The organism is Streptomyces rubellus, assembly GCF_036323805.1.
Taxonomy (GTDB): domain Bacteria; phylum Actinomycetota; class Actinomycetes; order Streptomycetales; family Streptomycetaceae; genus Streptomyces.
Genome location: NZ_JAZDCX010000006.1, coordinates 178,015 through 190,877 on the forward strand (window position 1 = coordinate 178,015; position 12,863 = coordinate 190,877).

The following is a 12,863-nucleotide window of genomic DNA, read 5'->3' on the forward strand; positions in this document are numbered from 1 at the left end:
TTTCCCATGGAACTCCACGACATCTGGTTCGTCCTCATCGCCGTCCTGTGGACCGGCTACTTCTTCCTGGAGGGCTTCGACTTCGGCGTCGGCGTCCTCACCCGGCTGCTGGCCCGCGACCGCGCCGAGCGCCGCGTACTGATCAACACCATCGGCCCCGTCTGGGACGGCAACGAGGTCTGGCTGCTGACCGCCGGCGGCGCCACCTTCGCCGCCTTCCCCGACTGGTACGCCACCCTCTTCTCCGGCTTCTACGTCCCCCTGCTCCTCATCCTCGTCTGCCTGATCGTGCGCGGCGTCGCCTTCGAGTACCGCGCCAAGCGCCCCGAGGAGAACTGGCAGCGCAACTGGGAGCACGCCATCTTCTGGAGCTCCCTCCTCCCTGCCTTCCTGTGGGGCGTGGCCTTCGCCAACATCGTCCACGGTGTCGCCATCGACGCCGACAAGGAGTACACCGGCGGCGTCCTCGACCTCCTCAACCCCTACGCCCTCCTCGGCGGGGCGACGACGCTCACCCTGTTCACCTTCCACGGCGCGGTCTTCACCGCCCTCAAGACCGTCGGCGACATCCGCGCCCGCTCCCGCGCCCTCGCCGTCCGCCTCGGCCTGGCCACCGCCGTCCTCGCGGTCGGCTTCCTCGGCTGGACCCAGCTCGACCGCGGCGACCTGACCACCCTCCTCACCACGGCCGCCGCCGCGGCGGCCCTCCTCCTCGCCATCCGCGCGATCACCGCCGGCCGCGAGGGCTGGTCCTTCACCCTCTCCGGCGTGACGATCGTGGCCGCCGTCACGACGCTCTTCCTGTCCCTCTATCCGAACGTCATGCCCTCCACCACCAACCCCGACTGGAGCCTGACGGTCACCAACGCCTCCTCCACCCCCTACACCCTGACGATCATGACCTGGCTGGCCGTCCTGGCCACCCCCCTCGTCCTGCTCTACCAGGGCTGGACCTACTGGGTCTTCCGCAAGCGCATCGGCACCCAGCACATCGCCCCCGACACCCACCCCCAGCAGCAGGCGACCCACTCATGAAGCCCGTCGACCCCCGCCTGCTCCGGTACGCCCGCACCACCCGCGGCTTCCTCGCCGCGGCGGTGACCCTCGGGCTGGCCGGAGCGGGCCTGGTCATCGCCCAGGCCCTGCTCATCGCCGAAGTCGTCACCGCGGCCTTCCAGCACCGCACACCCCCCACCGACCTCACCACCCCGCTCGCCCTCCTCGCGGCCATCGCCCTCGGCCGGGCCCTGGTCTCCTGGCTCACCGAACTGGCCGCCCACCGCTCCTCCGCCGCGGTCAAGTCCGAGCTCCGCCTGCGCCTGCTCACCCACGCCACCGCCCTCGGCCCGACCCGGTCCACCGGCGAACTGGCCACCCTCGCCACCCGCGGCATCGACGCCCTCGACGACTACTTCGCCCGCTACCTCCCCCAGCTGGCACTCGCCGTCGTCGTCCCCGTCGCCGTCATCGCCCGCATCCTCACCGACGACTGGATCTCGGCGGCGACCATCACCGCCACCCTCCCCCTGATCCCGGTCTTCATGGTCCTGATCGGCTGGGCCACCCAGAGCCGCATGGACCGCCAGTGGCGCCTGCTCACCCGCCTGTCCGGCCACTTCCTCGACGTCGTCGCGGGCCTGCCCACCCTCAAGGTCTTCGGCCGCGCCAAGGCCCAGGCCGAGAACATCCGCGCCATCACCGCCGACTACCGCCGCGCCACCCTGCGCACCCTGCGGATCGCCTTCCTCTCCTCCTTCGTCCTCGAACTCCTCGCCACCATCTCCGTCGCCCTCGTCGCCGTCGGCATCGGCATGCGCCTGGTGCACGGCGAACTCGACCTCCACACCGGCCTGGTCATCCTGATCCTCGCCCCCGAGGCGTACCTCCCGCTGCGCCAGGTCGGCACCCACTACCACGCCGCCGCCGAAGGCCTGGCCGCGGCCGACGAGGTCTTCACCCTCCTCGAAACACAACCCCCCACCTCCGGCACGGCCCCCGCCCCCGACGCCCGTACCGCCACCCTCGACCTCGACGGCCTCACCGTCCGCCACGAGGGCCGCGCCACCGACTCCCTCCCGCCCACCACCCTCACGATCAGCCCCGGCGAGACGGTCGCCCTCACCGGCCCCTCCGGCTCCGGCAAGACCACCCTCCTCACCGCCCTCCTCGGCCTCACTCCCCCCACCGCCGGCCGCATCCTCGTCAACGGCACGGACCTGACCACCCTCGCCCCGCCCACCTGGCACTCCCAGATCGCCTGGGTCCCCCAGCACCCCCACCTGTTCGCCGGGACGATCGCCGACAACGTCCGTCTCCCCCGCCCCGACGCCACCGACGCCGAAGTGCTCCGCGCCCTCCACGACGCCGGAGCCCCCGACCTGCACCCCGCCACCCTCCTCGGCGAGAACGGCACCGGCCTCTCCGCAGGCCAGCGCCAGCGCGTCGCCCTGGCCCGCGCCTTCCTCGCCGACCGCCCGATCGTTCTCCTCGACGAGCCCACCGCCGCCCTCGACGGCGCCACCGAGGCCCAGGTCGTCGACGCGATCGCCCGCCTCGCCCACGACCGCACCACCCTGCTGGTCGTCCACCGCCCCGCCCTGCTCCCCCTCGCCGACCGCGTGATCCGCATCGGCCCCCCACCGCACCACGCGACGCCCGTCGCCCTCGGACGCCCCGCCCCCGGCAGCGTGCCGGAGGGGGCGGGGAGGGGCGACCGTTCCGGACACTCAAGCGTGATTTGCGGCCAATGGACGGGTCAGGAGCGTGTCACGTCCACGGCCGTAAATCATGCCGTCCGGAACGGTCGCCCCGGACTGGCCCCGACCCCCGCACGCACCGCCCCCGCCCCCACGGGCACTCCCGCACCCGCACTCACCCCTGCGGACGCACCCGCCCCCAAGGCGCACCCCCTGACCCGGGTCCGCGAAGTCGCCCGCCCCCTCCGGGGACGGTTCGCCCTGGCGCTCGTACTCGGCGCCCTCGCGCTGGCCAGCGCGGTCGGCCTCATGGCCGTCTCCGCCTGGCTGATCTCCCGCGCCTCCCAGCAGCCCCCGGTCCTGTACCTGATGATCGCCGTCACCGCGACCCGCGCCTTCGGCATCGGCCGCGCCGTCTTCCGCTACGCCGAGCGCCTCGTCTCGCACGACGCCGTGTTCCGCGTCCTGGCCGACCTGCGCGTCGCCGTGTACGCGCGCCTCGAGCGCCTCGCTCCCGCCGGACTGCGCCGCACCCGGCGCGGTGACCTGCTCACCCGCCTCGTCGCCGACGTCGACGCCCTCCAGGACTACTTCCTGCGCTGGCTGCTCCCCGCCACCGTCGCCGCCACCGTCTCCCTCGCCGCCGCCGGCTTCACCACCTGGTTGCTCCCCGAGGCCGGACTGGCCCTCGCCGCGGGCCTGCTCATCGCCGGAGCCGCCGTCCCCGCGCTCGCCGCCGCCGTGGCCCGGCGCACCGAGCGGCAGCTCGCCCCTGCCCGCGGCACCCTCACCACCCGCACCGTCGACCTGCTCACCGGCACCGCCGAACTGACCGTCGCCGGTGCGCTGCCCCGCCGTCTCGCCGCCGTACGCGCCGCCGACACGGCCCTCACCCGCATCGCCGCCCGCAGCAGCGCCGTCACCGCCCTCGGCGGCGGCCTGACGGCGCTGACCACCGGCCTCACCGTCACCGCCGCCGCCTGGTTCGGCGCCGCGGCCGTGCACACCGGGCGGCTGGACGGCCTCCTCATGGCCGTGGTGGTCCTCACCCCGCTCGCCGCGTTCGAGGCGGTCACCGGGATGCCGCTCGCCGCCCAGCACCGGCAGCGGGCCCGCCGCTCGGCCGAACGCGTCCACGAGGTGACCGACGCCCCCGCGCCCGTACGCGAGCCGGAGCACCCGGCGCCCGCGCCCGCGCCCGCCGTCGCGTTCCCCGTGGTGCTCGACGGTGTCACGGCCCGCCACCCGGGCCAGGACCCTGACGGCCGTCCCGCCCTCCACGACATGCACCTGCGGCTGACCCCCGGCCGGCGGGTCGCGGTCGTCGGCCTCTCCGGCTCGGGCAAGACGACGCTCGCCCACGTCCTGCTGCGCTTCCTCGACCCCGTCGCCGGCCGCTACACCCTCGGCGCCGGCCCGGACTCCGCCACCGCCGCCGCCGACGCCACCGCCCTGGCCTCCGACGACGTCCGCCGCCTCGTCGGCCTGTGCGCCCAGGACGCGCACATCTTTGACAGCTCCCTGCGCGAGAACCTCCGCCTCGCGCGCCCCGGCGCCACCGACGCCGAACTCCACGCGGCCCTGGCCGCGGCCCGCCTCGACACCTGGGCCGCCACCCTCCCCGAGGGCCTGGACACCCTGGTCGGCGAGTTCGGCGCCCGGCTCTCCGGCGGTCAGCGCCAGCGCCTGGCCCTGGCCCGCGCACTGCTGGCCGACTTCCCGGTCCTGGTGCTGGACGAGCCCGCGGAGCACCTGGACACGGCCACCGCCGACGCCCTGACCGCCGACCTGCTGACCGCCACCGAGGGCCGCACCACCGTGCTGATCACCCACCGGCTGGCCGGGCTGGAGGCGGTGGACGAGGTGCTCGTCCTCGACGGCGGCCGTACGGTCCAGCGCGGGCCGTACGCGGAACTGGCCGCGCTGGACGGACCGTTCCGGGAGATGCTGGAGCGGGAGCGCGCCACGGAGGGGGTGCTGGTCACGGCGGGCGGGTGAGCCCACGGGGCGCGGGGACCCCACGGGGCGGGGCTGTCCCGTGGGGGCCGTGCCACGGGCGCCCCCACCACTACGCCGCCGCCGACAGGCGGCCCCGCTGCTCCTCGCTCAGCCGCAGCTCCATAGCCTCGAACGCCTCGTCGAGCTGCCCGGTCCGGCTCACTCCGACGATCGGGACGATCGCCGGGTCGCCCCCGGCCAGCCACGCCAGGACGACCTGGCCGGCGGTGGCGCCGGCCTCGGCGGCGATCTCCCGCAGCACGGTCAGCCGTCGCTCCGTGCCGGGGTGCTCGTAGTGCTCGGGCAGCGGCTTGTCGGTGTCGGCGCGGGTGTAGGAGCCCCACAGCAGCGCGGAGTAGACCCACAGGTCCATCCCGGGCTCGCTGCGCACGTAGTCGAGCGACTCCTCGGTCGCGTGCATGTGCCCGTCCTCGGGGAGGACGACGCCCGGCCGGGGCTGGAGGTAGGAGTAGCGCTGCTGCATGGCCGTCCAGCCCGTCACGCCCAGCTCGCGGGCGACGGTCCGGCCGCGCTCGACGCGCCAGGCGGGGTGGTTGGAGGCGCCGAGCCGGCGGACGAGGCCGGCCGAGACGGTTTCGCCGAAGGCGCCGACGGTCTCCTCCAGGGGCACGCTCCGGTCCTCGGCGTGCGCCCAGTACAGGTCGATCCACTCGGTGCGCAGCCGCCGGAGGCTCTCCTGTACCCCCCGGCGGACGGCGGGGGCGGACAGCCCTTCGGCGGAGTCCGGCCAGCTGCCGGGCACGGTGGGCTGCTGGCGGACCTTGGTGCTGATCAGCACCCGGTCGCGGGCGCCGGGCCGGGCGGCGAGCCAGTCGCCGATCACGGTCTCGCTCTGGCCGCCGGTGCCGGAGGGGTCCAGCCAGAAGCTGTAGCAGTTGGCCGTGTCGAGCCACTGGCCGCCGCGCTCGACGAAGTGGTCGAGCAGTTCCATGGAGGTCTTCGGGTCCAGTCTGGTGCCGAAGTCGATGGTGCCCAGGGCGAAGTACGGTGCGGTCACCGGAGGTCCTCTCGTCGTGCGGTGCGCTTGGCGGACCTCATGGTGGGACTTGGAGCGCGCTCCAGGGCAAGTGGTGGTCGCACGGGGGGCGTGTCCGGGCTGCGCCCGGGTGCGTGCGGGGGGCGGGGCCAGTCCGGGGCGGGCACTCCGGACGGCATGATTTACGGCCGTGACCGTGACACGTCGGGTGAGCCGCCCATTGGCCGCAAACCACTCCCCTTGCCTCCGGCGTGGGGGACCCCAGGTGTCCGGAGCACCCGCCCCTCCCCGTCCCCTCCGGCACGCTGCCGTCTGCGGGTCCGATGGGCGTCGCACGGTCCGGCGCGCTGCCGGGGTGCGTTGCCGTCGGCAGGTCCGGTGAGGGGGCGCCCGCTCAGGCGGCCGGCGGCAGGCTCAGCAGGCGCTCGATGACGGCGGCCACCCCGTCGTCCTCGTTGCCGACGGTGTGGTGGGTGGTCGCGGCGAGCACCGCGGGGTGGGCGTTGGCCATGGCGTACGAGGTGCCCGCCCAGGTCAGCATCTCCAGGTCGTTGGGCATGTCGCCGAAGGCGACGACCTCCTCGGGCGCGACGCCGCGCCGCTCGCAGCACAGTGCCAGGGTGGACGCCTTGCTGACGCCGGGGCCGCTGATCTCCAGCAGCGCGCTGGGGCTGGAGCGGGTGAACTCGGCGTGGTGACCCGCTGCGGCGCGGGCGGTGTCCAGGAAGTCGTCCGGCACCAGTTCGGCGTGGTGGGCCAGCAGTTTCAGGACCGGTCCGTCGGTTCCCTCGCGGTCCGGTGACAGCAGTTCCTCGGCCGGGGCCACCACCGCGCCGGGGTCCATGTGGAACTGGGGGTAGAGGGGCTCGTAGTGGATGCCGGTGGTCCGCTCGACGGCGAAGCTCGTCTCCGGGGCCGCCGTCCGCAGCTCCTTCACCACCGACAGGGCGGTGGCGGGCAGCAGCTCCCGTACGTGCACCACCTCCCGTCCGCGGTGCAGGTCGACCACGGCTGCGCCGTTGGCGCAGATGGCCAGACCGTGCCCGTGGACGTGGTCGCTGACCACACCCATCCAGCGGGCGGGGCGCCCGGTGACGAAGAAGACCTCGATTCCGGCCTCCTCGGCGGCGGCGAGCGCCGCGACCGTGCGGTCGGAGACGGACTTGTCGTCACGCAGCAGGGTGCCGTCCAGGTCGGTGGCGATCAGGCGCGGGCGGGTGGCCGGCAGGGTGAGGGCAGGAGTCACAGTCACCATACTCCTGCATATGCGCGCACAGCCGTGCATGAAGGTGCCCGAATGAGACAGGAGACGAACGCATCCGAAACCGGATGGACACGGACAGTCAGACCCTGATGGCCGCACGACATCGGGTCCGGGGCGTCAGGCCGGTTCGTGCTCGCCGGGCCCGCCGCCGAAGATCCTGGCGTGGGCCTCCGCCAGTTCCTCCTCGCTGAAGGCGCCGTGTTCCTGCTGGTAGGCGCGCAGGTCGGCACCGAGGAGCAGGTGTCTCGTCCGGCGGGCGGACTCCACCGGCCCGGTCGCGGCGTCGTGTCGGTCGTGTGGCATGGGTGGCGATGCCTTCCTGCGGGAGGGTGCGAGGTCCGGCTCAGAGGAGCTGACGCGGGGCCTCTGCCGCGATCCGTTCGAAGACCCGCTGGTCGGCGGCGAAGTTCGAGTCGGGGATCGGCCAGTGGACGGCGAGTTCGGTGAAGCCCAGCTCCCGGTGGCGACCGGCGAAGTCCACGAAGGCGTCGAGGGATTCCAGCGGGCGGCCGCGTTCGGGGGTGAATCCGGTGAGCAGGATCCTGTCCAGTTCGGCGGCGTCCCGGCCGGCGTCCGCGCAGGCCGCGCCGAGTCGCTCCAGCTGGCCGCGGAGGGCCGCCGCCGACTGCTCCGGGGTGCCCCCCTCGGTCAGTTTCGGGTCGCCGGTGGTCACCCATGCCTGGCCGTACCGGGCGGCGAGCCGCATGCCGCGCGGGCCGGTGGCGGCGACCGCGAAGGGGAGCCGGGGGCGCTGGACGCAGCCGGGGATGCCGCGGGCCCCGTCGGCGGAGTAGTGGGTGCCCCGGTGGGTGACCGCGTCCTCGGTCAGCAGCCGGTCGAGCAGCGGTACGAACTCGGCGAAGCGGTCGGCGCGTTCGCGCGGCGCCCAGGCCTCCCGGCCGAGGACGGTGGCGTCGAAGCCGCTGCCGCCGGCGCCGATGCCCAGGGTGACCCGGCCGCCGGAGATGTCGTCCAGGGAGATCAGCTCCTTGGCGAGCGTCACCGGGTGCCGGAAGTTCGGCGAGGTGACGAGGGTGCCCAGCCGTATGCGGGAGGTGGCCGTCGCGGCGGCGGTGAGGGTGGGCACCGCGCCGAACCAGGGACCGTCCCGGAAGGGCTCGCGCCAGGAGAGGTGGTCATAGGTGTAGGCGGTGCGGAAGCCCAGCTCCTCGGCACGTGTCCACTGGTCGCGGGCGCCTTCGTGCCAGCGGCGGACGGGAAGGATCACGGTGCTCAGGCGCAGGCTGCTCATGCCCATGAGCCTACGGGGGACCGGAGACGTTCAGCCGGGCAGGCGCAGGTACTCCGGCGGTACGCGCGCCACCAGCCACACCCCGTTGGCGCTCACCCGGAACTCGTGCCCGTCCCGGTGCATCGCCCCGGTGTCCACCGCCAGCACCACCGGCCTGCCGCGCCGCGCGCCCACGGCGGCGGCGGTCTCCCGGTCGGGGGAGAGGTGGACGTCGTGGCGCGCCATGGCCCGCAGGCCGTCCCGGCGGATGGCCGCCAGGTTCCGCCCGACCGTCCCGTGGTAGAGGTACGCGGGCGGCTCGGCGGGCGGCAGGCCCAGGTCAACCGCCACGGTGTGGCCCTGGTCGGCCCGGATGCGGTCCCGGTCGGCGTCGAGCGTGAAGCGCCGTTTGCCGTTGCCGGCGACCACCTCGGCCAGCTCCTCGCGGGTGAGGCGGAAGCCGTGGCGGCCGGCGGCCTCCAGCAGCAGGGGGACGGCGGCCCAGCCCCGGGCGTCCAGGGTCAGGCCGATCCGTCCGGGGTCGTGCCGCAGATGCCGCGCCAGGTACTTCGAGACGCGCTTCATGCGCTGTTCGTCCATGTGCCGACAGGGTGCCCGGCGCCCCGGCGCCGCGCATCCCCTTTGTTCACGACGCCCGTACGTTGATCCGTGCGAACGCCCGCAGCAGGGGCGGCGCCAGCCGGGACAGCCACAGGCCGCCCCGGGCCTCCAGGCTCACCGGCACCACCGCGCGGTTGCGCACCACCGACCGCAGCACCGCGTCGGCGACCTTCTCCGGCGAGTACCGGCGGACCCGGTACATCTGGTAGGCCCGTTTGCGGCGGCGCTCGCGCTCCCCGGCGTCCAGGCCCCGGAAGCGGGCGTTGTCCAGGATCGAGGTGCTGACGACGCCGGGGCAGACCGCCGACACCCCGATGCCCTCCCCGGCCAGCTCGGCGCGCAGCACCTCGCTGAGCATCAGCGCCCCCGCCTTGGAGGTGCAGTACGCGGGCAGGGCGCGGGTGGGCTCGTAGGCGGCGCAGGAGACGACGTTGACGATGTGGCCGCCCTGCCCGCGCTCGGCCATCTGCCGTCCGAAGAGCCGGCAGCCGTGGATCGCGCCCCACAGGTTGGTGCCGAGCACCGCAGCCCAGTCGTCCGGGCTGTGCTCCAGGAACGGTCCGGCGGCGGCGATCCCGGCGTTGTTGACCAGGACGTCCACCACGCCGCAGCTCCGGGCCACCCGTTCGGCGAGCTCCTCCATCGCCTGCCCGTCGGAGACGTCGGCGACCTCGGCCCACGCCTGCGGCGCGCCGGTGAGCCGGGCGTGTTCGGCGGTGCGCGCCACGCCTTGGGCGTCGACGTCCACCGCGACGACGCGGGCCCCGGCCCGGGCGAAGGCCAGTGCCGTCGACCGGCCGATGCCCTGGGCCGCGCCGGTGACCAGCACCAGCCGGCCGCCGAAGTGCTCGGCGTACGGATCGCGCGCCCGGTGCCGTACGGGCGCCAGGACCGGGACGCCGGCCCGGGCGTCGGCCTGGTCACCGCCGAGTTCCCGCTCCGCGCCGCTCCCGGCGAACGCGCCGATCCAGGCGGCCAGCTGGTCGGGCCGGGTGCGCGGCGCCCAGTGCCCGGCGCGCAGCGCCCGGTGCACCAGGTGCGGCGCCCAGCGCTCCAGGCCGTCGTGGACGGCGGGGGAGAGGAAGGGGTCCTCGGTGAGGGTGATCACCTGGACGGGCACCCGGGCGTACGCGTCGTCGCGCGGCCGGCGCAGCCGGTCCGGCAGGTTGTCGCGGTAGAGCCAGACGCCGTGCGCGGCGTCGGCGGGCAGCGAGCCGGTGGGGTACCCGTCGCCGTACGCGCGCCGCGCCCCGTACCCGTCGGCGGCGCGTCCGGCCCGGCGCCGGGCCAGGGCGGGCCAGAGCAGGCCCGAGGCCACCTCCGGCAGGACGGGCACCTGCATCGCCCACACGTGCGAGAGCCGGGCGCCCTGCCCGAGCGCCTGGCGGGCCCGGCGCGGGGTCGGCCGGGTCAGCCGCCGGGCGAACCAGTGCCCCAGGTGGTCCAGGGACGGCCCGGAGATCGAGGTGAAGGAGGCGATCCGGCCCCGGGTCCGCTCCACCGTGGCGAACTCCCAGCCCTGGATCGACCCCCAGTCGTGCCCCACCAGGTGCACCGGGGCGTCCGGGCTGACCGCGTCCGCCACCGCCAGGAAGTCGCCGGTCAGCCTCTCCAGGGTGAAGCCGCCGCGCAGTGGCTCGGGGGCGGTGGACCGGCCGCAGCCGCGCATGTCGTACAGCACCACGTGGCAGCGGTCCGCGAGCCGCTCGGCGACCGGCAGCCAGAGCTCCTTGGTGTCCGGGTAGCCGTGCAGCAGGAGCACCGTCGGGCGGCGGCCGCCGCCCGGTGCCGACGGGGTGCCCAGCTCGGCCACCCGCAGCCGTACGCCGTCCCCGTCGACCCACCGCTCCCGTACGCCCGCCGGGGCCGCCGTGTCCGCCGTCATCGCCGTCTCCTCCCGCCGGTGCCGCGGGGCATCGGAACGTCCTGGTTGTCCGGGTATCCGCTCTCCGTGCGGTGACACCGGCGGACGGCGGGCCGCCGCGACCATCCCCCGGGTGGCCCTCCCTTAGGGGCGTCTCCCTCTCCGGTACGAGGCACATCCACGCCCCCGGGGTGACGTGACCCCTTCAGGACACCACTACGGTCGACCTGTGACTGTCATCGCGACCGAAAACCTCAGCAAGAGGTTCCCGAGGGTTACCGCGCTGGACCGGCTCACCATGAGGATCACGCCGGGCGTGACCGGCCTGGTGGGTGCGAACGGCGCGGGTAAGTCGACCCTGATCAAGATCCTGCTGGGGCTCTCCCCGGCCAGTGAGGGAACCGCGTCCGTACTCGGCCTCGACGTCTCCACCCGGGGCGCCGAGATCCGGGAGAGCGTCGGGTACATGCCCGAGCACGACTGCCTGCCGCCCGACGTGTCGGCGACCGAGTTCGTCGTCCACATGGCGCGGATGTCCGGGCTGCCCGCCGACGCCGCCCGGGAGCGCACCGCCGACACCCTGCGCCACGTCGGCCTGTACGAGGAGCGCTACCGGCCCATCGGGGGCTACTCGACCGGTATGAAACAGCGGGTCAAGCTGGCCCAGGCACTGGTCCACGACCCGAAGCTGGTCTTCCTGGACGAGCCCACCAACGGCCTCGACCCGGTCGGCCGCGACGACATGCTGGACCTGATCCGCCGCGTCCACACCGACTTCGGCATCTCGGTCCTGGTCACCTCCCACCTGCTGGGCGAGCTGGAGCGCACCTGCGACCACGTCGTCGTCATCGACGGCGGGAAGCTGCTGCGCTCGTCCGCCACCGCCGACTACACCCAGCGCACCGCCACCCTCGCGGTCGAGGTCACCGACACCGACGAGCACCCCGACGGCACCACCGCCCTGCGCGAGGCCCTCACCGCCGCCGGACTGACCGTGGCGCCGGCCGGGGCGGCCGGCGAGGGACTGCCCGGCGCCGGGCACGTCCTGCTGGTCGAGGCGGCCGGCGGCGGGGACGCCGGGGACACCGGGGACGCCGTGTACGACACCGTCCGCGACACGGTCGCCGGGCTGGGGCTCGGGCTGGTCCGCATGGAACAGCGCAGGCACCGCATCGCCGAGGTCTTCCAGAACTCGCCGCAGTCCGGCGCCTCCGGCACCACCGAGACCGTCCAGAAGGGGGGCAGCACCGATGCGGCCTGACACGACGCCCGAGGCGACCGCGAGCGGCGCCGCCACCGTCCCGCCCGGCGCGGACGCCAGCATCCACAACATCGGCTACCGCCACTACGACGGCCCCCGGCTGGGCCGGTCCTACGCCCGCCGCTCGCTGCTGATCCAGTCCCTGCGCGGCGCGTACGGCCTGGGCCGCTCGGCGAAGTCCAAGGTGCTGCCGTTCATCCTGCTGGCCGTGATGGTCCTGCCCGCGGGCATCCTGGTGGCGGTCGCGGTGGCCACCGGCGCCGACGAACTGGAGATGGACTACACCCAGTACTGGCTGGCCCTCCAGCCGGTCATCGGCCTCTACCTCGCCGCCCAGGCACCCCAGTCGGTCTCCCTGGACCTGCGCTTCCACACCGTCCCGCTGTACTTCTCGCGCCCCATCGAGCGCGCCGACTACGTGGCGGCCAAGTACGCCGCGATGGCCGCGGCGCTCTTCCTGTTCACCACCGCGCCCCTGGTGATCATGTACGCGGGCGCGCTGCTCGCCAAGCTGGACTTCACCGACCAGACCACCGGCTTCCTGCAGGGACTGGCGGCCAACGCCCTGATGTCGGTGGTCTACGCCGGGGTCGGTCTGCTGGTGGCCGCCCTCACCCCGCGCCGGGGCTTCGGCGTCGCCGCGATCATCGCCGTGCTGACCATCCCGTACTTCGCCGTCAGCACCGTCCAGGCCATCGCCGAGTTCCAGGACGCCCAGGGCGCCGTCCCCTGGCTGGGGCTGGCCTCCCCGACCTCGCTGCTCGACGGCTTCCAGTCGTTCTTCCTCGGCGCCGTCTCCGGCTTCCCCGGCGGACACGAGCCGTCCGCCGCCGCCGCGGCCGTCTACGTCCTGGTCCTCGTCGCCCTGGTGGCGGGCTGCTGGGCGGCGCTGATGCGCCGGTACCGCAAGGCGCTGTGATGAGCCAGTACA

The 12,863-nt window shown here is 74.5% G+C and carries 10 protein-coding genes; 4 read left to right on the forward strand and 6 right to left on the reverse strand.

What is annotated here, in order from left to right:
- Positions 1-6 precede the first annotated feature (6 nt).
- Together cydB and cydD are read left to right on the forward strand one after the other, a co-directional pair.
- Positions 7-1,035, forward strand: coding sequence for a cytochrome d ubiquinol oxidase subunit II (cydB, locus tag V1L54_RS09270; RefSeq protein ID WP_330117419.1), 1,029 nt, complete (start codon positions 7-9; stop codon positions 1,033-1,035).
- Positions 1,032-4,694 carry a thiol reductant ABC exporter subunit CydD gene (gene cydD / locus V1L54_RS09275; RefSeq protein ID WP_330117420.1) on the forward strand — a complete coding sequence of 1,221 codons (3,663 nt, stop codon included), beginning with the start codon at positions 1,032-1,034 and terminating at the stop codon, positions 4,692-4,694. The genes cydB and cydD overlap by 4 nt, the downstream gene beginning before the upstream one ends.
- 70 nt (positions 4,695-4,764) lie before the next feature.
- Here the strand turns inward: cydD and V1L54_RS09280 are convergent, their stop codons facing one another.
- The 6 genes from V1L54_RS09280 to V1L54_RS09305 form a co-directional block, all read right to left on the reverse strand.
- The gene (locus V1L54_RS09280; RefSeq protein ID WP_330117421.1) at positions 4,765-5,712 is read right to left on the reverse strand and encodes an aldo/keto reductase; all 948 of its coding nucleotides are present in this window, start codon (positions 5,710-5,712) and stop codon (positions 4,765-4,767) included.
- 373 nt (positions 5,713-6,085) lie between these two features.
- Positions 6,086-6,946, reverse strand: a complete 861-nt coding sequence (locus V1L54_RS09285) for a Cof-type HAD-IIB family hydrolase (RefSeq protein ID WP_443076556.1) — start codon at positions 6,944-6,946, stop codon at positions 6,086-6,088.
- 126 nt (positions 6,947-7,072) lie between these two features.
- Positions 7,073-7,258: a hypothetical protein gene (locus V1L54_RS09290; protein ID WP_330117423.1), complete on the reverse strand. Its 186-nt coding sequence runs from the start codon at positions 7,256-7,258 to the stop codon at positions 7,073-7,075.
- A 40-nt stretch (positions 7,259-7,298) separates the two neighbouring features.
- Complete coding sequence (locus tag V1L54_RS09295) at positions 7,299-8,207, reverse strand: LLM class flavin-dependent oxidoreductase (RefSeq protein ID WP_330117424.1); 909 nt, start codon at positions 8,205-8,207, stop codon at positions 7,299-7,301.
- 30 nt (positions 8,208-8,237) lie between these two features.
- Positions 8,238-8,786: an RNA 2'-phosphotransferase gene (locus V1L54_RS09300; RefSeq protein WP_330117425.1), complete on the reverse strand. Its 549-nt coding sequence runs from the start codon at positions 8,784-8,786 to the stop codon at positions 8,238-8,240.
- A gap of 46 nt (positions 8,787-8,832) precedes the next feature.
- Entirely contained in the window at positions 8,833-10,692 is a 1,860-nt protein-coding gene (locus V1L54_RS09305; RefSeq protein WP_330117426.1) for an SDR family oxidoreductase, read from the reverse strand.
- 208 nt (positions 10,693-10,900) lie between these two features.
- Between V1L54_RS09305 and V1L54_RS09310 the strand changes: the two genes are divergently transcribed.
- Entirely contained in the window at positions 10,901-11,932 is a 1,032-nt protein-coding gene (locus tag V1L54_RS09310) for an ABC transporter ATP-binding protein (RefSeq protein WP_330117427.1), read from the forward strand.
- Positions 11,922-12,851 carry an ABC transporter permease gene (locus V1L54_RS09315; RefSeq protein WP_330117428.1) on the forward strand — a complete coding sequence of 310 codons (930 nt, stop codon included), beginning with the start codon at positions 11,922-11,924 and terminating at the stop codon, positions 12,849-12,851. The genes V1L54_RS09310 and V1L54_RS09315 overlap by 11 nt, the downstream gene beginning before the upstream one ends.
- The last annotated feature ends 12 nt before the right edge of the window (positions 12,852-12,863 follow it).

Excerpts from the sequence above, each read along its gene's own strand:
- cydB (WP_330117419.1), top strand. The coding sequence starts at position 7 with ATGGAACTCCACGACATCTGGTTCGTCCTCATCGCCGTCCTGTGGACC.
- cydD (WP_330117420.1), top strand. The coding sequence starts at position 1,032 with ATGAAGCCCGTCGACCCCCGCCTGCTCCGGTACGCCCGCACCACCCGC.
- V1L54_RS09285 (WP_443076556.1), bottom strand. The coding sequence starts at position 6,946 with ATGGTGACTGTGACTCCTGCCCTCACCCTGCCGGCCACCCGCCCGCGC.
- V1L54_RS09290 (WP_330117423.1), bottom strand. The coding sequence starts at position 7,258 with ATGCCACACGACCGACACGACGCCGCGACCGGGCCGGTGGAGTCCGCC.
- V1L54_RS09295 (WP_330117424.1), bottom strand. The coding sequence starts at position 8,207 with ATGAGCAGCCTGCGCCTGAGCACCGTGATCCTTCCCGTCCGCCGCTGG.
- V1L54_RS09300 (WP_330117425.1), bottom strand. The coding sequence starts at position 8,786 with ATGGACGAACAGCGCATGAAGCGCGTCTCGAAGTACCTGGCGCGGCAT.
- V1L54_RS09305 (WP_330117426.1), bottom strand. The coding sequence starts at position 10,692 with ATGACGGCGGACACGGCGGCCCCGGCGGGCGTACGGGAGCGGTGGGTC.
- V1L54_RS09315 (WP_330117428.1), top strand. The coding sequence starts at position 11,922 with ATGCGGCCTGACACGACGCCCGAGGCGACCGCGAGCGGCGCCGCCACC.